Source organism: Enterobacter quasimori, assembly GCF_018597345.1.
Classification (GTDB): Bacteria; Pseudomonadota; Gammaproteobacteria; order Enterobacterales; family Enterobacteriaceae; genus Enterobacter; species Enterobacter mori.
The window spans coordinates 700,765-725,318 of sequence record NZ_JAHEVU010000002.1 but is presented as its reverse complement, the minus strand read 5'-3'; the positions used below and the strand labels follow the sequence as shown (position 1 = coordinate 725,318).

The following is a 24,554-nucleotide window of genomic DNA, read 5'->3' as shown; positions in this document are numbered from 1 at the left end:
TAAAAAAAACAGGCACAATGTCTTGTGCCTGTTGAGGGATTATTTTGCCGGTGCCGGTTGCACTGCGGGTTTCTCTTTTTCCAGATTCGCCAGGTCGAGGGCGATATGTACCGTCTCGTCCAGATACGGATCCGGCTCCTGGTAATCTTTTGGCAGATCGTCCAGTTTTTTGAGCAGAGGCTTACCTTCGCGTTTGAAGCGATCGTTGATACGCGCCAGACGCGTTGCGTCATCCTCATTGTTCTCTTTTTCACGCTGAGCGTAATTGAGAGAAACAATGTTCCGTTTCGCTTTCAGGGCATTGAAACGTGCAATGTCCTTCAGGATGTACTGGAATTCAGGATCTTTCACGATGCGTTCGTTATGCTCTTTCAGCAACGCAGGACCAAACTGAGTCATGTCGCCAGCTTTTACGAACGTCGCCGCATTGATGCTATCCCACGGCAACGCGTTATCTTCAAACTTCTCGCCCGTTTCGGTCTCTTCGGTGCCCGTTGGCATCATGATATCCGGCGTCACGCCTTTACGCTGCGTACTGCCACCGTTCACGCGGTAAAACTTTTGAATGGTGTACTGAACGGAGCCCAGTGCAGGCCATTCCGGGCGCAGCATCTGATCGTATATACGGTTCAGAGAGCGATACTGCTGAACGGTGCCTTTACCAAAGGTCGGCTCACCGACGATAAGCGCACGCCCATAGTCCTGCATTGCCGCGGCAAAAATCTCAGAAGCAGACGCACTGAAGCGATCGACTAACACCACCAGCGGGCCTTTGTAATAGACCACACCATCGGTATCGGCATCTTCACGCACTTTACCGTTGTTATCACGAACCTGAACAACCGGGCCAGACGGAATAAACAGACCCGACAGGGAAACCGCTTCGGTCAGCGCCCCACCGCCGTTGCTGCGCAGATCGATGATCACGCTGCTGACGTTCTGTTTTTCCAGCTTCTGCAGCTGCACTTTTACATCGTCGGTCAGACCAACGTAGAAGCCAGGGATATCCAGAACGCCGACTTTCTCTTTACCGACGGTTTTCACCGACATTTTGACGGCACGGTCTTCAAGACGAATGCGTTCGCGCGTCAGGGTAACGATACGGGTTTTGGTCCCTTTTCCTGCTGGCAGAATTTCCAGGCGAACTTTGCTACCTTTCGGCCCTTTAATCAGCGCAACCACATCGTCCAGACGCCAGCCGATCACATCGACCATGTTCTGTCCGGTTTGACCAACACCGACAATGCGATCGCCTACGCTAATCGCTTTGCTTTTGGAGGCTGGGCCACCAGCAACCATGGAGTTGATCAGGGTATAGTCATCGTCCATCTGCAGCACCGCGCCAATACCTTCCAGAGACAGGCTCATTTCGGTATTAAACTGCTCAGTGTTACGCGGGGAGAGATAGTTGGTATGCGGGTCAATTTCGTGGGCGAACGCCGTCATTGCCAGTGAGAACACATCTTCACTGTTGGTCTGCGCCAGGCGACGGATGGCAAATTTGTAGCGACGGTTTAAGGTCTCACGAATTTCTTTTTCGTCTTTGCCGGTGAGCTTGAGGCTCAGTTCGTCATATTTAACTTTTCCGTCCCACAGCGCATTCAGCTCGGCTTCGTCTTTCGGCCATGGCGCTTTGCTGCGATCCAGATTAAAGGTGTCGTTGCCGGTAAAGTCCATTGGACGTTCCAGCACTTTCAGCGCGTATTGATAACGTTCAAAACGACGCTTTTGCGATAAATTGTACAGATCGTAGAACAGATCCAGCTTACCGGAGCGCAGTTCGTCACCCACGTCGGATTTACGTTTAGCGAACTGTTCGACGTCGCTGGCCAGCAATACGTTATGGCTGTAATCCAGCAAGTTCAGATAACGGTCGAAAATTTTGGCCGAAAAGGCCTGATCGAGATCGAACTGACGATAGTGCGAACGAGTAAAGCGCGACGTCACGCGCTCACTCACCGTCGCGTGCTGCGTCTCTTCCTTCAATACCGGAATTTGATCAACGCGCGTAATATCGTCCACAGCGAAGGCGTGACCTGTTATAGCAAACAGGCCCGCCAGCGCGGTGAGCTTAAAAAAAGTGTTCATGCCAGGCTTGGCCTCCGTTTCAGAACAACAAGTGTTCTGCGCGTACTATCATTGACATACCAGAAGTCAGCTGTACACGAACGCCGTCTTTGGTGATTTCCAGTACGGTGGCGTCCATCGCATTGTTACCCGCTTTGACCTTCAGAGCCTGACCGACGCTCAGTGCGTTAATGTCAGAAACTGGGGTATGGCGCTGCTCTTCACGAGGCGCGCGTGGGGCTTTAGCTGCTGGCTTGTCAGCACGCGGTTTGCGATCGTTATTCTCGTTGCGACGCGGTGCTGGACGCGGTTTACGCTCGCGACGAGGCGCATCATCCTGACCATTTGCCGCAGCGGCTTCGCGCTTTTTCGCTTGCTGTTCGGCACGCTGTGCCTGAACGCGTGCTTTGGCTTCTTCCAGCTGCTTGCGCGCATGTTCAACGTGCTGCTCGTCCAGTTCGCCGCAAGGGTTGCCGTCGAGATCAACGCGGGTTGCGCCCGGTTTGATACCGTACAGGTAACGCCAGCTAGACGTATAAAGACGTAAGGCAGAACGAAGCTGCGTTTTGCTGAGATTCATCTCACCTTCAACGCGCGCGACCAGATCCTGAAAGATACCGACTTTCAGAGGACGAGCCTCACCTTCAGCGCTGAAGCACTGAGGAAAACGCTCGGCCAGAAATGCGATAACTTCTTTACTGCTATTCAACTTAGGTTGATTTTCCATGAAATTTCCTGATTACAACGGACGTTGCCAACTCGCGCAGGCATGAACAGGCGACATTATAATGACGCTATCAGTAATTGCTACGTTATCCGTTGATTATCCTGCGACGCTCGCAAAGAATTTTTGATAATCGGTTGCTGCCAGAACGTTTTCGAGATTCGCCGCCAGCTCGCGCAGGCCCTGCTCGTCTTCAGACGTAAAGCGGCTGAAGGCCGTACTGTCGATGTCCAGAACGCCAATAATCTGATTTTTTACCACCAGCGGCAGTACGATTTCAGAATTACTTGCCGCATCGCAGGCAATGTGACCGTCGAAAGCGTGGACATCCTCCACGCGCTGAACCTGGTTTGTAGCCACCGCGGTACCGCATACGCCGCGTCCGACAGGAATACGCACGCAGGCCAGTTTTCCCTGGAAAGGCCCCAGCACCAGCGTTTCACCTTCCAGAAGGTAAAAACCGGCCCAGTTAACCTCGGTCAACCGTTCAAACAATAATGCACTTGTATTTGCCAGAGTGGCTAAGAAGCTGGTTTCACCTGCCATCAATGCCTTAAAATCGCGGTTGAGATCCGCGTAGAATTCTGTTTTGCTCATTCTTCAATCACTTAGTTGTCTTACAAAATTACCGCATAGCCTATTAAAATAAGCATTAAATGCGCTCATGCTCAAGATGAATCAATTCATGAGTTAATATAACTTTCAACAATACACTTTTGTGCGCAGCTGATGGCCTTAAAAACAACCAAAATTACGCCGACAAAGAAGATCACTGTCCATACGGTAAGTGAAGCCCTGCCTCGTGCACATTATCAGCGTTGCCCGCAGTGCGATACGCTTTTTATGTTGCCGAAGATGAAATCGCACCAAAGTGCGTTTTGTCCCTGCTGTGACGCCAAAATCCGCGACGGGCGGGACTGGTCGTTGACCCGTCTGGCAGCCATGGCCGTGACGATGCTCTTGCTTATGCCCTTTGCCTGGAGCGAGCCGCTGCTGAAACTTTATCTGCTCGGCGTGCGTATTGATGCCAACGTACTGCAAGGGATCTGGCAGATGACGCGCCAGGGCGATCCCCTGACCGCCGCAATGGTGCTTTTTTGTACCGTCGGTGCGCCACTGGTTTTGGTCGCCGCCATCGCCTATCTGTGGCTTGGTAACATTCTTGGGATGAATCTGCGCCCCGTGTTGCTGATGCTCGATAAGCTGAAAGAGTGGGTCATGCTGGACATCTACCTGGTCGGGGTCGGTGTGGCGTCAATTAAAGTGCAGGACTACGCATTTTTGCAGCCCGGCGTTGGGCTGTTCGCCTTCATCTGCCTGGTATTGCTCAGTATTCTGACGCTGATCCATCTGAACGTAGAGCAGCTTTGGGAGCGTTTTTATCCCCAGCGCCCGGCCTCGCGTCCGGATGAAAACCTGCGCGTCTGTTTAGGTTGCCACTATACCGGCTTGCCGGACATGCGGGGACGCTGCCCGCGATGCCATATTCCGCTAAGGCTGAGGCGCAACAACAGTCTGCAAAAATGCTGGGCTGCGTTGATTGCTTCCCTGATATTCCTGATCCCGGCTAACATGCTGCCGATTTCAATCATTTATGTGAATGGCGCGCGCCAGGAAGACACCATCCTTTCAGGGATTATCTCCCTCGCCCACAGCAACGTGGGCGTGGCGGCCATCGTGTTTATCGCCAGTATCCTGGTGCCGTTCACCAAAGTGGTGGTGATGTTTACGTTACTTATCAGCATCCATTTTAAATGCGAACAGGGCCTGCGCACACGCATTCTGCTTCTGCGGTTCGTTACCTGGATTGGTCGCTGGTCGATGTTGGATCTGTTCGTGATTTCGCTGATGATGTCGCTCATCAATCGCGATCAGCTGCTTGCTTTTACAATGGGACCCGCAGCTTTTTATTTCGGCTCTGCGGTGATATTGACTATTCTTGCTGTGGAATGGCTGGATAGCCGCTTACTTTGGGATGCACATGAGTCAGGAAACGCCCGCTTCGCCGACTGAAGCGAGAATTAAAACAAAACGCCGCATTTCGCCATTCTGGTTGCTGCCCGTCATCGCCCTGATGATCGCGGGCTGGCTTATCTGGACGAGCTATGAAGATCGCGGAAGTACTGTCACCATTGACTTCCAGACCGCCGACGGTATCGTCGCCGGGCGCACCCCTGTGCGCTTCCAGGGGGTGGAAGTCGGTACGGTCCAGGACATCACGCTGGGAAAAGGGCTGAACAAAATTCAGGTGCGAGTCAGTATCAAATCTGACATGCAGGATGCCCTGCGCAGCGAAACGCAGTTCTGGCTGGTAACGCCGAAAGCCTCCCTCGCCGGTGTGTCGGGGCTGGATGCCCTGGTTGGCGGTAACTATATCGGCATGATGCCGGGTAAAGGCGAGCCGCAGGATCACTTTGTGGCGCTCGATACGCAGCCGAAGTACCGACTCAATAACGGCGACCTGATGATCCACCTGCAGGCACCTGACCTGGGTTCACTGAACAGCGGTTCGCTGGTTTACTTCCGCAAAATTCCGGTGGGTCGCGTTTACGACTACGCTATCAACCCGAACAAACAGGGTGTGACCATTGACGTGCTGATCGATCGCCGCTTCACAAACCTGGTGAAAAAAGGCAGCCGCTTCTGGAACGTGTCCGGCGTGGATGCGGACGTCAGCCTGAGCGGTGCAAAAGTGAAGCTGGAAAGCCTGGCGGCGCTGGTGAACGGGGCTATCGCCTTCGATTCCCCGGAAGGGTCCAGCCCTGCCAAAGCCGATGACACCTTTGGACTGTACGCCGATCTGGCCCACAGTCAGCGCGGTGTGATCGTAAAACTTGCCCTGCCCGACGCCAAAGGCCTGAAAGCCGGTTCAACTCCGCTGATGTATCAGGGGCTTGAGGTCGGACAGCTGACGAAAATGACGCTCAATCCCGGCGGTTCGGTAACCGGCGAGATGACCGTGGATCCGAGCGTGGTCAGTCTCCTGCGAGAGAAAACGCGCATTGAGATGCGCAGTCCAAAACTGTCGCTGAGCGATGCCAGCATCAGTAGCCTGCTCACAGGCACGACCTTTGAACTTATCCCCGGAGAGGGGCAGCCCAGCAACAGTTTCGTCATTGCCCCGACGGACAAAGCGCTGCTGCAAAAACCCGGCGTTGTGACCGTCACGCTTAACGCCCCGGAAAGTTACGGCATTGAAGCCGGTCAGCCGCTGATTTTGCATGGCGTGCAGGTGGGCCAGGTGCTGGAGCGCACCCTGTCGGAAAAAGGCGTTACCTTCTCGGCCGCTATCGATCCGCAGTACAGCGATTTGGTGCATGGTGACAGCAAGTTCGTGGTGAACAGCCGCGTCGATGTGAAGGTCGGTCTCGACGGCGTTGAGTTCCTCGGTGCCAGCGCCAGCGAATGGGTCAACGGCGGGATCCGCATTCTGCCGGGCAATAAAGGCCCCGTTCGGGAGAGTTATCCGCTGTATGCCAATCTGGACAAGGCGATTGAAAACAGCCTGAGCGATCTGCCGACCACCACGCTGACGCTGAGCGCCGAGACGCTGCCAGACGTGCAGGCCGGTTCAGTTGTGCTGTATCGCAAGTTTGAGGTCGGGGAAGTGATCGCCGTACGTCCGCGCGCGGACGCCTTTGATATCGAACTGCATATCAAGCCGGAATACCGCAAGCTGCTCACCGCTAATAGCGTGTTCTGGGCGGAAGGCGGCGCGAAGGTCCAGCTTAACGGCAGCGGGTTAACCGTGCAGGCCTCGCCTCTCTCGCGCGCACTGCGCGGCGCGATTAGCTTCGATAATCTGCCAGGTGCGGGGGGCGATATGCGCAAGGGGGATAAGCGCATCCTCTTCCCGTCTGAGACCGCGGCGCGTGCCGTAGGCGGACAGATCACCCTCCATGCCTTCGATGCGGGAAAACTGGCTGAGGGAATGCCAATTCGCTATCTGGGCATTGATATCGGGCAGATCCAGAAGCTAACGCTGATCACATCGCGCAATGAAGTGCAGGCCACCGCCGTGCTCTATCCGGAATACGTGCAGACCTTCGCCCGTGCGGGCTCACGTTTCTCCGTGGTCACGCCGCAGATTTCTGCCGCAGGCGTTGAGCATCTCGACACTATTTTGCAGCCCTACATCAACGTTGAAGCCGGTCGAGGGAAAGCCCGTCGTGACTTTGAACTGCAGGAAGCGACGATTACCGACTCGCGCTACCTCAATGGCCTGAGCATTGTGGTGGAAGTCCCGGAAGCCGGAGGACTGTCCATCGGCACACCGGTGCTGTTCCGCGGTATTGAAGTCGGCACCGTGACGGGCCTGACGCTGGGTACCCTTTCGGACCGCGTGATGGTCGCGCTGCGCATTAGCGATCGTTACCAGCACCTGGTCCGCAACAACTCCGTATTCTGGCTGGCCTCCGGGTATTCACTGGACTTTGGCCTGACGGGCGGCGTGGTGAAAACCGGTACCTTTAATCAATTCATCCGCGGCGGTATCGCCTTCGCGACGCCACCGGGTACCCCGCTGGCACCGAAAGCCCAGCCGGGTAAACATTTCCTGCTGCTGGAAAGTGAACCCAAAGAGTGGCGCGAATGGGGAACCGCCCTGCCGCGTTAATCTGAAAGGCTCCGGTGTCAACGCGCCGGAGCCTTTATGCTACACTGCGCGCCTGAATGTTTCCCTGTGGTGTGCCCGTGGCTCAAAACTCCGTATTTCTTCCTGAACAATTCCTGGCGCAGATGCGCGAGGCGCTTCCTTCTCATCTTTCGTTCGATGATTTTATCGCCGCGTGCCAGCGCCCGCTGCGTCGTAGCATCCGCATTAATACGCTCAAAATCAGCGTGGCCGATTTTCTGACGCTGGTGTCGCCGTATGGCTGGCAACTCACGCCCGTGCCATGGTGTGAAGAGGGTTTCTGGATCGAGCGCGACGACGAGGAGGCTTTACCGCTGGGCAGCACCGCTGAACACCTGAGCGGACTGTTTTATATTCAGGAAGCAAGTTCGATGCTGCCGGTTGCCGCCCTGTTCGCTGAGGGTAACGCGCCCGAACGCGTGATGGATGTCGCCGCCGCACCCGGCTCAAAAACCACGCAGATTGCCGCACGCATGGGCAACCGCGGGGCGATTCTCGCCAACGAGTTTTCCGCCAGCCGCGTGAAGGTGCTCCACGCCAATATCAGCCGCTGCGGTATCCATAACGTGGCCCTGACGCATTTTGACGGTCGCGTATTCGGGGCCGCCTTGCCGGCGGCATTCGATGCCATTCTGCTGGATGCTCCCTGCTCCGGCGAGGGCGTGGTGCGCAAAGATCCTGATGCACTCAAAAACTGGTCGGTGGAAAGCAACCTGGATATCGCCGCCACGCAGCGCGAGCTGATTGAGAGCGCGTTTCACGCGTTGCGTCCTGGCGGCACGCTGGTCTATTCAACGTGCACCTTAAACCGCGATGAGAACGAAGAGGTCTGTCTGTGGTTGAAAGCGCAATATCCGGATGCGGTCGAGTTCTTGCCCCTCAATGACTTATTCCCCACGGCGCATGAGGCGGCCACGCCCGACGGTTTTCTCCACGTATTCCCGCAAATTTACGACTGCGAAGGGTTCTTTGTCGCGCGTCTGCGTAAAACGCAGGCGGTGGCTCCCCTGCCAATACCCAAATTCAAAGTCGGCAATTTCCCGTTTGCGCCGCTTAAAGGCCGCGATGCCGCGCAGCTTGAAGCCGCCGCCAACAGGGTTGGGCTGGTCTGGGACGAGAGTTTGCACCTCTGGATACGCGATAAAGAGATTTGGCTGTTCCCGGCACACATTGAGCCGCTTATCGGTAAGGTCCGCTTTTCCCGTATCGGTATCCGCCTGGCGGAAGTACACAACAAGGGGTACCGCTGGCAGCACGAGGCGGTTATTGCGCTGGCGGGTAGCGACAACACCTTTGAGTTGACGCATCAGGAAGCCGAAGAGTGGTATCGCGGCCGTGATGTTTACCCTGAAAGCACCCCGTCCCAGGATGAGGTCATTGTCACCTATCAGGGGTTCCCGCTGGGGCTGGCGAAAAAGATCGGATCACGGTTGAAAAATAATTATCCGCGCGAGCTGGTTCGTGATGGTCGCTTGTTTACGGGTAACACTCGCACCGACTAAAAAAGCGCATTTTTTTACTGGCGATTTTGCTCTCCTTGTCTAGGCTAAAAAATGGATGCCCGTACTGGTCATACCAGATTTTTGCAACGAACCCGGAGAGCACTATGACGAAAACCAGCGTGCGTATTGGCGCTTTTGAAATCGACGACGCAGAATTGCGCGGCGAAGCACAAGGCGATCGAACGTTAAGTATTCCCTGCAAATCCGACCCGGATTTGTGCATGCAACTGGATGCCTGGGATGCGGACACAAGCGTTCCGGCAATCCTTGATGGAGAACACTCAGTCCTTTACCGCGAGCATTACGACCGTAACACCGATGCCTGGGTCTTGCGTCTTGCCTGACCTAAAGTGAACCCGCCCGAAGGCGGGTTATTTATTACTGCAGCTGAGCCAGCGTAAGGACTCCTCCGAACACCGCACCGGTGTCGATATAGTGCAGATTGTTAAAGTCATAGCGTTTATCCAGTGGCGTATGACCGAACCAGAAATGATCCGCACCCTTGATCCCCTGCCCTTTCCCTATCATAAACCCCATTAAACGGTCGCGATCCCAAAGCACCCGCTGCGCGCTGACCGGTTTATTCCAGACATACTCCGCTGCCGGATAATCCGCATGAGCAATAACATTCAGACCGTTTGCGCAGGTGATTTCAATAATATGCGGTAAGTCCCGACACGCGTTGAGTAGCCTCAGAGCGTTCCGTTTGTCTTCGAGCGCTGAAAACCATATGCCGCCATTTGACATCCAAAGCGCAAAATCATTATTTTCTATTGCATCCAGCGCCATCTGTTCATGATTGCCTCGCACCGCCCGAAACCATTTTTCGTCCATAAGCTGTAAACATTTCACGCAATCGGGGCCGCGATCGATAATATCGCCAACGGAAATCAAAAGATCCTCGTAAGGATTGAAATGTCGACGCTTCAGTGCGTCCATAAGCCATTGATAGCAGCCATGTATATCGCTGACGACCCAGACATGACGCCAGTATTTACCCTCAATTTTCTGATACATAACGCCTCCTTTAAAGAGTATAGCTGCAGCAGAAAATATCCTGTCCCGACATCGTTTTTTTCCAACCCAAACAAACCTTCAACCAAACGGAAATAAAGATCGTCGGGCTATTAATCCCTTATTCCCGCCCCTCTAAAATAGAGCGAAATAGAATGAGAGGTCTTAACGTGTCTAACATACACCTGCAAAACGATGTGCTGTATCCCTGTCGCACAAATATCATCTCCGAGTTGGTGAAAGGAAAACGCGTTCCGGGCCCAATCTGGCAGAAGCGCGACTACCGGCTGAAATTTCTTCTGCGCTCACTGTTATTCCGCGCTTCCACCCATCGCATGCTGGACGCGCTATCAGGACGCGATGATTTTGACAGGCTGCTGGCATCGCAAATCACGTTACCGAGTAAAACCCACCGCCAGTACCTGATGCGCGGCCTGCGTCCTGCCGATCGCGCCGACGCTGTTGTCAGCCACTATCACTGGATCGATAGCCTGAAGAACAGCGATCTTGGCCACGCCCTGACCAGCCCGCACGAGCGGTGCATTGTGCAATTTCAGGCAAAAAACGACGTGACCTATACCGTTAATGCTTCCTCCGCCGGTAAAGCCGAGCGTGAAGGCGAGAGTACGCTGTGGCTCCATGACAGCGATAACACCTTGCTCGCCAGCCTGACGTTTTGCGTCGCGCGCAGCCACGGTCGCCCAGTGCTGGTCATTGGCGGACTTCAGGGACCGCGCCGCAACGTATCGCGGGAGGCGATCAAGCAGGCCACCCGAGCCTGCCACGGCCTGTTCCCTAAGCGCGTCCTGATGGAAGTGATTTTCCAGCTGGCCGCACAGGCGAATATTCACGCCATTTTCGCCGTCAGCGATGAGGGACACGTGTTCCGTGCGTTGCGCTATCGCCTGAGCAAAGGTCGACATTTCCACGCCAGCTACGACGAATTCTGGGAAACGCTTAACGGCCGTAAGCTTTCACCTTTCTGCTGGCAACTCCCTCTGCAGGTGGAACGTAAATCACTGGAAGAGATCGCCAGTAAAAAGCGGGCTGAATATCGTCGCCGCTTCGAGCTGCTGGATGATATCGCGGGATCGATGAGTTCTCGCTTCTGAACTACTGAGGGCTTTCGCCAACTACGCACAAGAATTTAACAAAACAGTCAAAAAGGGCTGGACTTTGGCCTGCCGTCTTGTGGTATGTTTGAACCAGTCGCACAGGAAATGTGCTCGCTGCAGAGGTCGATAGCAGGATTTTATCGTTTACTTTCATGCAGATAAAAAGAGACCGAATACGATTCCTGTATTCGGTCCAGGGAAATGGCTCTTGGGAGAGAGCCGTGCGCTAAAAGTTGGCATTAATGCAGGCTAAGTCGCCTTGCCTTTTAAGAATAGATGACGACGCCAGGTTTTCCAGTCCACGGTTAAAGTGGCCTGAAAAAAAGCGTCGGAGCATCATTAAACGTAAAAAAAACCGCAGTGCTTTCGCTAGCATCTGCGGTTTTTTATTGGAAACATTAGCGTTAGCAGAGTTTATCCGCGCGCTCGATAAACGGTGCCAGGCTCATCTTCTGGCCAGGTTTAGCGGGATCGTCAATCTGGATAATGCTAATCGGTTGTCCGTTACTTTTACCGCTGGCAACCTGCTGCTCTGCGGTATCATTTAACGGGTATTGCACCAGCGTGCTTGGGTTGATCGCGTACAGGGCGTGGCCAGGACGACATGTCAGCATCACCTCTTCACGATTGAAGGCCCATTTTTCCTTACCCACCTCGAAACGGCTGACGGTGATCACCTGCGGCGCTGCCAGCGCACTGCCGGTGCAGGCCAACAGTAAAAGAGAAAGTAGTGTCTTTTTCATATGTCTTTAAACCTTGTCAAAAGGGTTCCCAGGTCGCAAACAGACTGACCGTGGCCAGTACCAACGCGCCCAGCACCACTTCTGCCTGTGTCATCCTGATAAAAAGAGTTTGCTCCCACCCGGCATCCGGACGAAAGCGTGGAACCAGAAAATACCGATTCGCCAGCGCAATTACCACCATCAACGCCACCAGCGCACATTTGAACAACAACATTTTTACGTAGCCCGTCTGCCAGGGCACATTGATGCCGGAAATAAACAGCGCGTTAATGATACCCGTGAATATCACGCCAGCCACGGCATAGTGCCCCACACGGGAAAAACGCATCATGGTATAGACTGCCGCCGTCTTCCAGCGTCCGCTCAAGAGGCGCATACAAAACAGCAGCGGCAGCAGTCCGCCAAGCCAGGTTGCCGCGCAGAGAAGATGGACCGCATGATTAAGGCGGTGCAGTGCGCCCGGCGCACCGTCATCCATTGCCGCATGCCCGACGCCCGCCAGCAGGACAAACTGCCCCATCGCAAGCAGCAACAGCCGAGAACCTTTTTGGGGCGCCAGCCACGCGGCACCGGCGGTGACGATGGCCAGAATGATTTGCCACAGCCAGACGCTGCCAAACTGCGTCCCCAGCACGTTGCGCCAGATATCCGTACTCAGCACGTCAGGCCAGCCGTTGCCCATCATTCCGCCCTGTACCGCAAACATGAGGAGAGCGGTCACCAGGCTGATTAACGCGGCCATTTTCTGCTGCGCCTGAAAGCGTCGCAGCATCAGGCGCTGCAGTGACGACGGTGCAAACCAGACGCTGTAAAGTGCATTGCCAAAAATCAGCATCAGCGTGCCGAAATGGATGAAGCGTAACGCCACGTAGATCAGCGCCAGCATGTTACTTCACGCTAAAGTGATAGCTGCCCTTGGTTTTGTGGCCGTCAACCGAGACCACATGCCAGTCCACCTGATAGGTGCCCGCCGGCAGCGGCTGTTCCAGTGGCACAACCAGCCGGGCGTTATCTTTTTCATCCTGCTTCACGGTACCGGTTTTCACCACCTGCTGTTGCGCATCGGTCACCACAACGCCGCTAAATGCCGGTTCAATACCTTCGGAGAAGTTCAGCGTCAGGGCCTGCGGAGCCGCTACCTGAGCATTGGCCGCCGGGGATTGCTGTTTGAGATGCGCGTGTGCCAGAACGGCGGGCGTCACTGCCGACGCGATCAATAAAGTGAGCGCGCGCACCGCGCGGGAAGAGGAGAAATCCATCACAATCATTCCTTTTTGTTATGCCTGTAAGGTAAAGAATAACGCTGTATAATAAACGAGTCGAGGATCATCCTCCCTTCGCTTGTCATCGTCATCCAATCGCGGTAACGTTGCCGCCGCATAAAAAGGAGAAGGTAATGAACATTAATCTGGCTGCCCTTCCTCAGGACGAGATGGACAAAGTCAATGTCGATCTCGCTGCCGCTGGCGTGGCATTTAAAGAACGCTACAACATGCCCATCGTGGCTGAAGTTGTCGAGCGTGAGCAACCCGCACACCTGCGCGACTGGTTCCGCGAACGCCTGATTGCGCATCGACTGGCCTCGGTTAATCTCTCGCGACTGCCGTACGAACCAAAAGTTAAATAAGCTTAACGACGCATTACACTTCCTTACGCGGATTATGGCAGGATAAGAAAACCATTATAAAATTAGGTGTATTCTTAAATCCCGGCGACTCAGTGTATAAGGAAGTCACGATGTCTCGATGGAATATTGCAGCAGCTCAATATGCGGCACAGCACTCCAGTGTCGATAGCCATGTAAAACACCACCTCCGTTTCATTGACGAAGCGGCGCGTCAGCAGTGTCAGCTGCTGGTGTTTCCTGAACTCTCATTAACAGGCCCCGGCGAGGCTGACCTGCCCGCGCCGCCCGACGATCTGCAGCTTGCCCCACTCCTTCACGCCGCGCAGTCACACAATATAACGGTTATTGCAGGGCTGACGCTCGTTCATCAGGGCCAGCGTCGTAAAGGACTCGCCCTCTTCACGCCCCATCTTGATACTGTCCTCCGTTACCCTCAGGGAAGCGGTGCGAGCCTGATCCCGGGGGATAAACAGCTCACTATTATCGATGCCCAGTCAGACACCCCTAACCTCGATCCGCAAGCCACGCTATTTACCAGTTGCCAGGCGGTGGGCGATCACCGCTGGCGGCAGTCCATCAGCACATTGCAGCGCTTCGCGCATAAGTATGCCATTGCGGTATTAATGGCCAACGCCCGCAGCGGCAGTGCATTATGGGATGAAAAAGGTCAGCTGATCGTTCGCGCCGACAAAGGCGAGCTGCTCTTAACCGGATCTCTTGGCAGACAGGGTTGGCAAGGCGATATCATTCCTTTAGGCTAAGCGTTTTAGGGTCAGGAGCGATCAATGCTGCGCGTCATCGATACCGAAACCTGCGATCTGCAGGGCGGAATAGTAGAAGTGGCTTCAGTCGATGTGGTTGACGGAAAGATAGTCAACCCGATGAGCCACCTGGTGCGTCCCGACCGTCCGATAAGTCCGCAGGCGATGGCAATTCATCGCATTACGGAGTCGATGGTGGCGGACAAGCCATGGATTGAAGAGATCATACCGCATTATTACGGCAGCCCGTGGTATGTCGCACATAACGCCAGCTTCGATCGCCGCGTTCTTCCGGAAATGCCGGGCGAATGGATTTGCACCATGAAGCTGGCTCGTCGACTGTGGCCGGGGATTAAATACAGCAATATGGCGCTGTATAAATCCCGCAAGCTTAGCGTCAGAACGCCTGAGGGGCTGCACCATCACCGCGCCCTCTATGACTGCTATATCACCGCCGCGTTGCTGATTGATATTATGAATATCTCTGGCTGGACGCCGGATGATATGGCAACCATCACCGGACGCCCTGCGCTACTGACCACCTTTACCTTTGGGAAATACCGCGGCAAACCGGTGTCGGAAGTGGCGGATAAAGATCCGGGCTATCTGCGCTGGCTGTATAACAACCTTGACAGAATGAGCCCGGAGCTTCGCCTGACGCTGAAGCACTATCTGGGCGACGCCTAACGTTCTGCGCGGCCTGGCAGCGTATCCTGCGTCAGGCCAATCAGGAACGCGTACTCCAGCGCAACGCCTTCATAGGATTTAAATCGCCCTGATTTACCCCCGTGCCCGGAGTCCATGTCGGTACAGAGCAGCAGCAGATTATCGTCGGTTTTCAGTTCACGCAGTTTCGCCACCCATTTCGCAGGTTCCCAGTATTGCACCTGTGAATCATGCAGGCCGGTAGTGACCAGCAGATGCGGATACGCTTTCGCCTCCACGTTATCGTAGGGGCTGTACTCTTTCATGTAGCGATAATAGATTTCGTCCTGAGGATTCCCCCACTCTTCAAATTCCCCCGTGGTTAACGGAATAGACTCATCCAGCATGGTGGTCACCACATCGACAAACGGAACCTGCGCGATAATGCCCTTAAAGCGCTCAGGGCGCTGATTAATCACGGCCCCCATCAGCATGCCGCCCGCGCTTCCCCCCATCCCAAAGCAGAGCGACGGGTCGCCATAGCCTTGTTCGATGAGGGCATCGCAGACGTCGAGATAGTCATTGAAGGTGTTTTTCTTCTTCAGGAACTTACCCTCTTCATACCAGTGCTGGCCCAGTTCACCGCCACCGCGCACGTGGGCAATCGCGTAGACAAAGCCGCGGTCGAGAAGGCTCAATCGGCTACCGCTGAAATCCGCATCCATACTGGAGCCGTAGGAGCCGTAGCCGTAAACCAGGAGAGGGTTTTTACCTTTGTTAAAATGCGCCTTGTGATACACCAGGGAGACCGGCACCTCAACGCCATCGCGGGCGGTCACCCACAGGTGTTCGCTGCGGTAGTTATCCGACTCAAATCCTTTCACCTCAGCCTGTTTAATCACCTGGCGCTGCCCGGTGTTCATATCCAGCTCAAACAGGGTGTCCGGCGTCGTCATTGAAGAGTAGCCATAGCGCAGACGCGACGATTCCGGTTCAGGGTTGAAGCCAATCCACGTGACATAGGCCGGGTCGTCGAAGGCAATTCCCACGACTTCCCGCGTTTTCCTGTTGATTTGGCGGATACTGGTCAACCCCCGCTGACGCTCTTCCACCACCAGCCAGTCGGTAAACAGCGTAAAGCCTTCCAGCATCACCTGCTCCCGCGCGGGGATCAGCACCTCCCACTTGCGCTCATCACGCACCTTGGTTTTGTAGAGGCCGAAGTTTTTCCCCTCGCGATTCGAGCGCAGGTAAAAACTGTGCTGGAAATGGTCAAGACTGTACTCATGATCTTTGCGGCGCGGCAGGAAACAGAGCGGCTGCGCATCAGGCAGCTCGGCATCCAGCAGCAGGACTTCCGAGGTGGTGGCGCTGGCCAGGTAAATAATCACATAGTGGCGCGATGAGGTTTTGTGCAGGCTGACGTAAAACGTCTCGTCTTTCTCTTCGTACACCAGTTCATCATCGGCAGAATCCGTCCCTACGGTGTGCCGCCAGACCTGATAAGGCAGCAGCGTGGAAACATGCTTTTTGACGTAGTAGACCGTTTCAGAATCATTCGCCCAGACAAAATCCGGGGAGATATTCTCCAGCATTTCCGGATACCAGTTCCCCGACTCGAGATTGCGGAAGCGCAGGCCGTACTGTCGGCGGGAAAGATAGTCTTCTGCGAGCGCCATAATGGCGTTATCTGGCGACACCGACATACCGCCGAGCGTATAAAATTCACTGTGAGCGGCACGCTGATTGGCGTCCAGCAGGATTTCCCATTCATCCCATTCGGCACATAGCACCGACTGGCGCTGATAGATGGGATACTCATTGCCGGGTTCATAGATATGACGGTAGCGATAACCGTTTTTGGTCCAGGGGGCAGACACATCGCGCTGGGGAATACGCTGCACCATTTCGTTCAGCAGCTGATCCTGCAGCGCCTGCTGGCTCGACATGACCTTGCGGCCATAGTCGTTTTCCTGGTGCAGATAGTCGAGCACGTCTGGCTGGGAACGCGAGTCATCCCGCAGCCAGTAATAGTGGTCTATGCGCGTATCACCATGCGTGGCGATCGCATAAGGAGTACGTCGGGCTTTCGGTGGCATGTCATGATTCTTTTGAGTTTTACACCCTATAAGGTTGGCAAAACACGCGCATGATGCAAGCGAAACATGACCACATCAGTTGATTACCCGGCCTGTAACGTCTGTTTTTGCTGCTGAATATCCTGCTCAATACCCTCACGAACATCCTGAGGGATCTTCAGCGCATCGCCGAGCGCGTTCAGGTAGCTGCGCTCCATAAAGTGATCGACATCGATAGCCGCGCAGCTCAGAAAATAGAGCTCCAGCGCCTCTTCTTCGTTCCTCACGCTTTGCGCCAGACGCTGGGGATCGAGAGGCTGTTCGATGGCCTGCGCAACCAGCGCTCTGCCCTGCTCTTCCACGCCGGCCTCACGCATCTGCTGCTCTATCGCCGCGCGCTCTTTGCTATCAATATGCCCGTCGCTTTTGGCTGCAAATACCAGCGCCAGAATGAGCCGCTCTGTTCGGAGATCCAGCGGTGTCACATGCTCGCCGTATTGCGGCTCATCCTGATGCGCGGTGCGCACTTTGTCCTTGTATTTGTTCCACAGGACGGTACCCGCGATGGCTCCGCCCCCTGCCAGGAGCGCACCAGTGCCATATTTCGCCAGCAGCTTACGCGATGACTTATTGGCGACCAGCAGCCCCGCCAATCCTCCCAGCGCGCCCGGTACCAGGAGCTTGCTGAGCCCCTGCTCGCCGGCGGATGTGCCTTTCTGACCCAGCATGGATTGCAGTTGATTTAACCAGCCTGACATAATTTCCTCACTTAACGGTGCATATGCTCACAGCCTAAGCGAGTGGGTGTCAGGAAATGTCTGCCTGCACTAAAGAAGCGCAAATTCTTGCGTGACGAAACGCCCCCTGCGCAAGACAGACGCAAACGTTTTCGTTTATACTGCCCGCAACTTTTTCAGGGGGATTTTTATGACTCGTTTAGGAACCGCGCTGCGACCTGCGGCGACGCGTGTAATGCTTTTGGGATCGGGTGAACTGGGTAAAGAAGTCGCCATCGAGTGCCAGCGTTTAGGCGTGGAAGTCATTGCGGTTGACCGCTATGCCGACGCCCCTGCGATGCACGTCGCCCACCGTTCTTACGTCATCAATATGCTGGATGGCGACGCGCTGCGCGATCTGATTGCCAAAGAAAAGCCGGATTTCGTGGTGCCAGAAATTGAAGCCATTGCCACCGATACGCTCATTGCTCTCGAGCAGGAAGGCCAGCGCGTGGTGCCCTGCGCCAGAGCCGCGAAGCTCACCATGAACCGCGAGGGCATTCGCCGCCTGGCAGCGGAGGAGCTTGAATTGCCCACGTCAAGCTATCGCTTTGCTGGCGATAAAGCCGCATTCCTGCAGGCCGTGGAAGAGATTGGCTACCCATGCATCATTAAGCCGGTGATGAGCTCCTCCGGTAAAGGACAGAGCTTTATTCGCGACAGCAGCGCGCTGGATAGCGCGTGGGATTACGCCCAGCAGGGCGGTCGTGCCGGAGCCGGTCGCGTGATTGTTGAGGGGGTCGTGAAGTTTGATTTCGAAATCACTCTGCTCACCGTTAGCACCGTGGATGGCGTCCATTTCTGCGACCCGATTGGCCACCGTCAGGAAGACGGCGATTACCGTGAATCCTGGCAGCCGCAGCAGATGAGCGCTCTGGCGCTGGAGCGCGCGCAGGAGATCGCCCGTCGAACCGTCCTGGCGCTCGGCGGCCATGGCCTGTTCGGCGTCGAGCTGTTTGTGTGCGGCGACGAGGTGATTTTCAGCGAAGTCTCCCCTCGTCCGCACGATACGGGAATGGTAACGCTTATTTCGCAGGATCTCTCCGAGTTCGCCCTGCACGTGCGCGCTTTCCTCGGCCTGCCTGTTGGCGGCATTCGCCAGTACGGCCCTGCGGCATCGGCAGTGATCCTGCCCGAGTTGACCAGCCGGAACCTGACGTTTGATAACGTCGAAGGCGCGGTAGGCGCAGGCCTGCAGGTCCGTCTGTTCGGCAAGCCGGAGATTGACGGAACCCGTCGTTTGGGCGTAGCGTTAGCCACCGGAGATAACGTTGACGACGCCGTGGGGAGAGCGAAAGCGGCCGCTGCGAACGTCAAGGTTGAGGGATAAAAAAACGGGCCAAAAGGCCCGTTTTTCATGCTGCGATTAACTTACTGTTTCGCACCTTCAACCGCTTCGCGAGCCAGTTTGGTGATGCGATCCCAGTCACCGGCTTCCAGCGCGTCCGCCGGCACCAGCCATGAACCGCCGATACACAGCACGCTTTTCAGCGCCAGGTAGTCACGGTAGTTGGCTGGAGAGATACCGCCGGTCGGGCAGAAACGCACCTGAGAGAATGGACCCGCAATCGCCTGTAGCGCTTTGGTGCCGCCGTTGGCTTCAGCCGGGAAGAATTTAAACTCTTTCAGACCGTAATCCATGCCCAGCATCAGTTCAGACACGGTGCTGATACCAGGGATCAGAGGGATAGAACCTTCGGTTGCCGCTTTCAGCAGAGGCTCAGTCAGTCCCGGGCTGATAGCGAACTGAGCACCGGCTTCGGTCACTTCAGCCAGCTGCTGCGCATTCAGAACGGTACCCGCACCGATGATGGCATCCGGCACTTCTTTGGCGATAGCGCGGATAGCGTCCATCGCACACGCGGTGCGCAGGGTCACTTCCAGGACGCGAACGCCGCCCGCAACCAGCGCTTTCGCCATTGGGACAGCGTGCTCCAGTTTGTTCACCACGATGACCGGCACGACAGGGCCAGTGGTCAGGATTGCTTCTGCACTTGTTTTCCAGTTTTTCATCAGAGTTTTCTCTCGCCAGATCGTTAAAAACACGTCGTCTTAAAACGTAATACAGGTTGCGCCCTGCTCTGCGCCGGACAGCTTCTCGCGCAGCGCGCCAAACATTTCGCGTCCGGTGCCCACGCGCGATGCGCTCAGGTCAGGAATATGAGGCTGACGCGCTGCCAGCTCTGCATCATCGACCAGCAGGGTTAACTCACCTGTCTGACCGTTCACGCGGATCATGTCACCATCACGCACTTTTGCCAGCAAACCACCGTCATACGCTTCCGGGGTCACGTGGATGGCAGAAGGCACTTTACCCGATGCGCCAGAGAGGCGTCCATCGGTCACCAGTGCAATTTTGAAACGGCGGTCCAATAATACACCAAGTGGGGGCATAAGTTTATGTAATTCTGGCATCCCGTTGGCTTTTGGCCCCTGATGACGCACCACCACCACGCAGTCTTTATCAAGCAGGCCCGCGTCAAAGGCAGGCAGCACGTCGTGCTGGCTTTCAAATACCACCGCAGGAGCTTCGATAATCTGGTTCTCTTCCGGGACGGCAGAGGTCTTCATGACTGCACGACCGAGGTTACCGCTCAGCACTTTGGTGCCACCGTGACGCGAGAACGGCTGTTCGAAGGTCGCGATTACCTGAGGATCGAGAGAGTCGCTCGCCCCTTCGCGCCAGTCCAGCTCGCCGTTGTTCAGCCACGGTTCGAGGGTGTAACGCTGGAGGCCAAAGCCCGCCACCGTGTTAACGTCTTCATGCAGCAGACCGCCTTTCAGCAGCTCGCGCATCAGGACAGGAACGCCGCCTGCCGCCTGGAAGTGGTTGATGTCTGCCGGACCGTTCGGGTACAGGCGCGCCATCAGCGGCACCACGGAGGAGATGTCGGAGAAGTCATCCCAGTTGATCAGGATGCCCGCCGCGCGCGCCATCGCGACCAGGTGCATGGTGTGGTTGGTTGAACCACCGGTTGCCAGCAGCGCAACAATCCCGTTGACGATGACTTTCTCATCAACCATTTTGCCCATCGGCATCCAGTCGTTGCCGTTCCCGGTCAGACGCGTCACCTGACGCGCCGCGGCTTCAGTCAGCGCCTTGCGCAGCGGCGCATCCGGCTGGATAAAGGATGATCCAGGAAGCTGCATCCCCATGAACTCCACCACCATCTGGTTGGTGTTGGCCGTACCGTAGAAGGTACAGGTGCCCGGCGCATGGTAGGAGGCGGCCTCCGCTTCCAGCAGCGCCTGACGATCGGCTTTGCCTTCCGCGTAGAGCTGGCGGATACGCACTTTTTCTTTATTTGGCAGACCGCTCGCCATCGGGCCGGACGGCACGAAAATCGCGGGCAGATGACCAAATGACAGCGCCGCCATCACCAGGCCAGGGACGATCTTGTCGCATACGCCGAGATAGAGCGCGCCATCGAACATATTGTGAGACAGGCCCACCGCCGCAGACATCGCAATCACTTCGCGGCTCAGCAGCGACAGCTCCATCCCGTCCTGTCCCTGCGTCACGCCGTCGCACATAGCGGGCACACCGCCTGCCACCTGACCCACGGCATTTACGCTGTGCAGCGCGTTACGAATGATAGTGGGATAGACCTCATACGGCTGGTGTGCGGAGAGCATATCGTTGTAGGAGGTGATGATGGCGATATTGTTACGCAGCATGCTTTTCAGCGAATCTTTATCACCCGGCTGGCAGGCGGCGAAACCGTGCGCGAGGTTACCGCAGGCCAGCTGCGAACGGTGGACGGTCTCACTCTTTGCTTGTTCAATACGGGCGAGGTAGGCGGAACGGGTCTCTTTCGAGCGTTCAATGATGCGTTGTGTTACGCGTAACAATATCGGATTCATAAAAGCTCCTCTAATTTATTTGTCTGGGCTCGGGAGTTTACAAAGTCGCTGGCAGTTGTTAACAACGCTGAAACGCTTGCTGTCCGGAGCTCAAGGGCAAAATCGCTTCCGGCAGTGTAATAAAAAAAGCTCCGCGGGTGAATCCACGCGGAGCTTAAAAGTTTAAAAAATGTGCCACTAGCTGTGTTAGATCATGTTACCGGTAAAATAACACCTTTGGGCTAGAGGCGACTGTTACTCAAACTCGTTCCAGGAACGACCGTCACGGGTGATCATCGCAACCGATGCAACCGGTCCCCAGGTCCCTGCCTGATACGGTTTTGGCGCATCCTGATCGGCAGCCCAGGCTTCGGTGATGGAGTCGACCCATTTCCACGCCTCTTCCACTTCGTCGCGGCGCACGAACAGCGCCTGGATACCGCGCATGGTTTCCAGCAGCAGACGCTCGTAAGCATCAGCCAGGTGCGTCTGATTGAAGGTTTCGGAGTAGCTCAGATCCAGCTTGGTGGTCTGCAAGTTATGTTTGTGATCCAGACCCGGCACTTTATTCAGGATCTGGATATCCACGCCCTCGTCCGGCTGCAGACGAATGGTCAGTTTGTTCTGCGGCAGCTCCTGCCAGGACTCTTTAAACAGGTTCAGCTCTGGGTTTTTGAAGTAAACCACCACTTCGGAGCATTTAGCAGGCAGACGTTTTCCGGTACGCAGGTAGAACGGAACCCCCGCCCATCGCCAGTCGTCGATATCCACGCGGATCGCCACGAACGTCTCGGTGTTGCTGGACTTGTTCGCGCCCTCTTCTTCCAGATAGCCAGGCACTTTTTTGCCCTGAGCAAACCCGGCGGTGTACTGGCCGCGGACGGTCTTCTCACGCACGTTGGAGCGGTCGATGCGGCGCAGTGATTTCAGCACTTTCACTTTGGCGTCACGAATGCTGTCGGCCGTCAGGTCAGACGGTGGAGACATGGCAATCATGCACAGAATTTGCAGCAGGTGGTTCTGGATCATGTCGCGCATCTGACCGGCCTGGTCAAAGTAACCCCAGCGACCTTCAATCCCCACCTCTTCCGCCACGGTGATCTCCACGTGGTCGATGGTGCGGTTGTCCCAGTTATTCACAAACAGGGAGTTCGCAAAACGCAGCGCCAGCAGGTTCAGTACCGTCTCTTTTCCGAGATAGTGGTCGATACGGTAGACCTGGCACTCTTCAAAGAACTCGCCCACCTGGTCGTTGATTTCCCGCGACGTTGCCAGCGAGGTACCCAGCGGTTTTTCCATTACGACGCGTGCCGGTTTAGCGTTCAGCTTCGCTTCGCCCAGACCTTTGCAGATCGCGCCGAAGGTGCTTGGCGGCATCGCAAAATAGTTAATGGTGACGCGATTTTTTTGATCCAGCATCTCGCCCAGACGGGTAAAGGCGCTTACGTCGTTCACGTCCAGATTGCAGAAATCAAGGCGTCCGCTCAGCGTATCCCACAAACTTTCATCAATTTTCTCTTTCATGAAAGTTTCGAGCGCTTCGCGCACCACTTTTGTATAAGCGTCCTTGTCCCAGTCGGCGCGCCCTACACCCAGGATACGGGTATCCGGATGAATTTGACCCGCTTTCTCCAGTTGATACAGGGAAGGCAGCAATTTTCGGCGTGCTAAATCGCCTTTCGCGCCGAAAATGACCAGGTCACATGCCTGGGCTGTTTGCGTTACCGCCATGTCATTCTCCTCAGTTAGATCACCTGGTGCTTCTGCCAGGTATCGTTGTAATTTTATTACAATGCACTGTACTGCTTTTACGTCATTCCTGAAACCATTAGCGCTTAACGTCGCGTGCGATACCGCGATTTTCCGCCCTTCAGACGTTAGCGATGGCGCAATGACGCAACAAACGTCGATTCTTTGCGCAACAGGGTCCCAGCAAAATCCGACATCGATCAAGTAATGAAAAAAAACAACAACATTTCTTGTCGACTGTTACCCTTTAGTAAAACACAGGGGTAATATCGGCTAAATCGAATCTCGATTTCATCTATTAATGAAATCGTTTCCACCCCCACGAGCGCCCTGTTAACAATGAACATGCTGGAAAAAATCCAGTTTCAACTGGAACACCTTAGCAAATCCGAGCGAAAAGTGGCCGAAGTTATTCTTGCCTCTCCCGCTCAGGCGATTCATTCAAGCATCGCCGCTCTGGCGCAGGAGTCGGGCGTCAGCGAACCGACGGTTAATCGATTCTGCCGCAGCCTTGAAACGCGCGGCTTTCCTGATTTTAAACTGCATCTTGCGCAAAGTCTGGCAAACGGCACCCCGTATGTTAATCGCAATGTGGATGAAGACGACAGCGTTGATGCATACACAGCGAAAATATTTGAATCCGCCATGGCGACGCTGGACCACGTACGTCAGTCGCTGGACATGGGCTCGGTCAATCGCGCGGTCGATTTACTGACGCAGGCCAAACGCATTGCCTTCTTCGGTCTTGGCTCGTCGGCTGCCGTGGCGCATGATGCCATGAACAAGTTCTTCCGCTTTAACGTACCGGTAATTTATACCGATGACATTGTGCTGCAACGCATGAGCTGTATGAATTGTAGCGAAGATGATGTCGTGGTACTGATCTCGCACACCGGGCGCACCAAGAGCCAGGTTGAGCTGGCTCAACTGGCACGTGAAAACGATGCCATGGTGATTGCCCTGACGACCGCAGGCACGCCGCTGGCGCGGGAAGCAACGCTCGCCATCACTCTGGACGTGCCGGAAGACACCGACATGTATATGCCTATGGTGTCACGTCTGGCGCAGCTAACGGTGATTGACGTGCTGGCGACCGGTTTTACCTTGCGCAGGGGTGCAAAATTCAGAGATAACTTGAAGCGTGTCAAGGAAGCGCTCAAGGAATCGCGTTTTGATAAAGAATTGCTTATAAAGAGCGATGTTCCCTAATAACTAAGATGTACGACTTACGGCATTCGGTCCCCTCTTTGCTGCCTTGCGGCAGATGAAGGCCGATT

22 protein-coding genes are annotated in these 24,554 nt (G+C 55.3%); 10 read left to right on the top strand and 12 right to left on the bottom strand.

Going from position 1 to position 24,554, the window contains the following annotated elements; translation table 11 throughout:
• Positions 1–39 precede the first annotated feature (39 nt).
• The 3 genes from prc to KK102_RS11720 all read right to left on the bottom strand — a co-directional run bounded on the left by prc (position 40) and on the right by KK102_RS11720 (position 3,388).
• Positions 40–2,088 (bottom strand): carboxy terminal-processing peptidase, encoded by a 2,049-nt coding sequence (gene prc / locus KK102_RS11730; protein ID WP_216357641.1) that lies wholly within the window; start codon positions 2,086–2,088, stop codon positions 40–42.
• 19 nt (positions 2,089–2,107) lie between these two features.
• Positions 2,108–2,794, bottom strand: a complete 687-nt coding sequence (proQ, locus tag KK102_RS11725) for an RNA chaperone ProQ (RefSeq protein WP_126545427.1) — start codon at positions 2,792–2,794, stop codon at positions 2,108–2,110.
• 96 nt (positions 2,795–2,890) lie between these two features.
• Positions 2,891–3,388 carry a GAF domain-containing protein gene (locus KK102_RS11720; RefSeq protein WP_010432639.1) on the bottom strand — a complete coding sequence of 166 codons (498 nt, stop codon included), beginning with the start codon at positions 3,386–3,388 and terminating at the stop codon, positions 2,891–2,893.
• A 132-nt stretch (positions 3,389–3,520) separates the two neighbouring features.
• Here KK102_RS11720 and yebS point away from each other — a divergent pair, with 132 nt between their 5' ends.
• The 4 genes from yebS (at position 3,521) to KK102_RS11700 (ending at position 9,270) form a co-directional block, all read left to right on the top strand.
• Positions 3,521–4,804, top strand: a complete 1,284-nt coding sequence (gene yebS, locus KK102_RS11715; protein ID WP_216357640.1) for a membrane integrity lipid transport subunit YebS — start codon at positions 3,521–3,523, stop codon at positions 4,802–4,804.
• Positions 4,773–7,406: a PqiB family protein gene (locus KK102_RS11710; RefSeq protein ID WP_216357639.1), complete on the top strand. Its 2,634-nt coding sequence runs from the start codon at positions 4,773–4,775 to the stop codon at positions 7,404–7,406. Before yebS ends, KK102_RS11710 begins: the two co-directional genes overlap by 32 nt.
• Positions 7,407–7,462: 56 nt before the next feature.
• Positions 7,463–8,926 (top strand): 16S rRNA (cytosine(1407)-C(5))-methyltransferase RsmF, encoded by a 1,464-nt coding sequence (gene rsmF / locus KK102_RS11705; protein WP_244992467.1) that lies wholly within the window; start codon positions 7,463–7,465, stop codon positions 8,924–8,926.
• A 104-nt stretch (positions 8,927–9,030) separates the two neighbouring features.
• Positions 9,031–9,270 carry a YebV family protein gene (locus KK102_RS11700; RefSeq protein ID WP_042717979.1) on the top strand — a complete coding sequence of 80 codons (240 nt, stop codon included), beginning with the start codon at positions 9,031–9,033 and terminating at the stop codon, positions 9,268–9,270.
• A 34-nt stretch (positions 9,271–9,304) separates the two neighbouring features.
• On the opposite strand, the gene pphA is transcribed toward KK102_RS11700, so the two are convergent.
• A complete protein-coding gene (pphA, locus tag KK102_RS11695; RefSeq protein ID WP_216357637.1) occupies positions 9,305–9,943 on the bottom strand; it encodes a protein-serine/threonine phosphatase in 639 nt (212 codons plus the stop codon).
• A 167-nt stretch (positions 9,944–10,110) separates the two neighbouring features.
• Here pphA and KK102_RS11690 point away from each other — a divergent pair, with 167 nt between their 5' ends.
• Positions 10,111–11,052 carry a VirK/YbjX family protein gene (locus KK102_RS11690; protein WP_216357636.1) on the top strand — a complete coding sequence of 314 codons (942 nt, stop codon included), beginning with the start codon at positions 10,111–10,113 and terminating at the stop codon, positions 11,050–11,052.
• Between the two features lie 407 nt (positions 11,053–11,459).
• On the opposite strand, the gene KK102_RS11685 is transcribed toward KK102_RS11690, so the two are convergent.
• The 3 genes from KK102_RS11685 to yobA are packed head-to-tail and all read right to left on the bottom strand — an operon-like array spanning position 11,460 to position 13,057.
• Entirely contained in the window at positions 11,460–11,798 is a 339-nt protein-coding gene (locus KK102_RS11685) for a YebY family protein (protein ID WP_010432621.1), read from the bottom strand.
• 16 nt (positions 11,799–11,814) lie between these two features.
• Complete coding sequence (copD, locus tag KK102_RS11680; RefSeq protein ID WP_216357635.1) at positions 11,815–12,684, bottom strand: copper homeostasis membrane protein CopD; 870 nt, start codon at positions 12,682–12,684, stop codon at positions 11,815–11,817.
• Position 12,685: 1 nt separating this feature from the next.
• Complete coding sequence (gene yobA, locus KK102_RS11675; protein WP_216357685.1) at positions 12,686–13,057, bottom strand: CopC domain-containing protein YobA; 372 nt, start codon at positions 13,055–13,057, stop codon at positions 12,686–12,688.
• Positions 13,058–13,194: 137 nt separating this feature from the next.
• On the opposite strand from yobA, the gene KK102_RS11670 reads away from it, so the two are divergent.
• From KK102_RS11670 to exoX, 3 genes are all read left to right on the top strand, one after another.
• Positions 13,195–13,425, top strand: a complete 231-nt coding sequence (locus KK102_RS11670) for a DNA polymerase III subunit theta (RefSeq protein WP_010432616.1) — start codon at positions 13,195–13,197, stop codon at positions 13,423–13,425.
• A 110-nt stretch (positions 13,426–13,535) separates the two neighbouring features.
• Positions 13,536–14,186, top strand: coding sequence for a carbon-nitrogen hydrolase family protein (locus tag KK102_RS11665; RefSeq protein WP_126545434.1), 651 nt, complete (start codon positions 13,536–13,538; stop codon positions 14,184–14,186).
• A 24-nt stretch (positions 14,187–14,210) separates the two neighbouring features.
• Complete coding sequence (exoX, locus tag KK102_RS11660; protein ID WP_010432611.1) at positions 14,211–14,873, top strand: exodeoxyribonuclease X; 663 nt, start codon at positions 14,211–14,213, stop codon at positions 14,871–14,873.
• Here the strand turns inward: exoX and ptrB are convergent.
• The gene (ptrB, locus tag KK102_RS11655) at positions 14,870–16,930 is read right to left on the bottom strand and encodes an oligopeptidase B (protein ID WP_216357634.1); all 2,061 of its coding nucleotides are present in this window, start codon (positions 16,928–16,930) and stop codon (positions 14,870–14,872) included. The genes exoX and ptrB overlap by 4 nt on opposite strands.
• Positions 16,931–17,013: 83 nt before the next feature.
• A complete protein-coding gene (locus tag KK102_RS11650) occupies positions 17,014–17,667 on the bottom strand; it encodes a tellurite resistance TerB family protein (protein WP_126545436.1) in 654 nt (217 codons plus the stop codon).
• Positions 17,668–17,836: 169 nt separating this feature from the next.
• On the opposite strand from KK102_RS11650, the gene purT reads away from it, so the two are divergent.
• Positions 17,837–19,015: a formate-dependent phosphoribosylglycinamide formyltransferase gene (gene purT, locus KK102_RS11645; protein ID WP_216357633.1), complete on the top strand. Its 1,179-nt coding sequence runs from the start codon at positions 17,837–17,839 to the stop codon at positions 19,013–19,015.
• A gap of 41 nt (positions 19,016–19,056) precedes the next feature.
• Here the strand turns inward: purT and kdgA are convergent, their stop codons facing one another.
• The 3 genes from kdgA to zwf form a co-directional block, all read right to left on the bottom strand.
• Positions 19,057–19,698 (bottom strand): bifunctional 4-hydroxy-2-oxoglutarate aldolase/2-dehydro-3-deoxy-phosphogluconate aldolase, encoded by a 642-nt coding sequence (gene kdgA / locus KK102_RS11640; protein ID WP_006811025.1) that lies wholly within the window; start codon positions 19,696–19,698, stop codon positions 19,057–19,059.
• A 39-nt stretch (positions 19,699–19,737) separates the two neighbouring features.
• Complete coding sequence (gene edd / locus KK102_RS11635) at positions 19,738–21,549, bottom strand: phosphogluconate dehydratase (protein ID WP_174339742.1); 1,812 nt, start codon at positions 21,547–21,549, stop codon at positions 19,738–19,740.
• Positions 21,550–21,783: 234 nt separating this feature from the next.
• Positions 21,784–23,259: a glucose-6-phosphate dehydrogenase gene (gene zwf, locus KK102_RS11630; protein WP_089598193.1), complete on the bottom strand. Its 1,476-nt coding sequence runs from the start codon at positions 23,257–23,259 to the stop codon at positions 21,784–21,786.
• A 357-nt stretch (positions 23,260–23,616) separates the two neighbouring features.
• Between zwf and KK102_RS11625 the strand changes: the two genes are divergently transcribed.
• Positions 23,617–24,486 (top strand): MurR/RpiR family transcriptional regulator, encoded by an 870-nt coding sequence (locus KK102_RS11625; protein WP_010432597.1) that lies wholly within the window; start codon positions 23,617–23,619, stop codon positions 24,484–24,486.
• Positions 24,487–24,554: the final 68 nt, after the last annotated feature.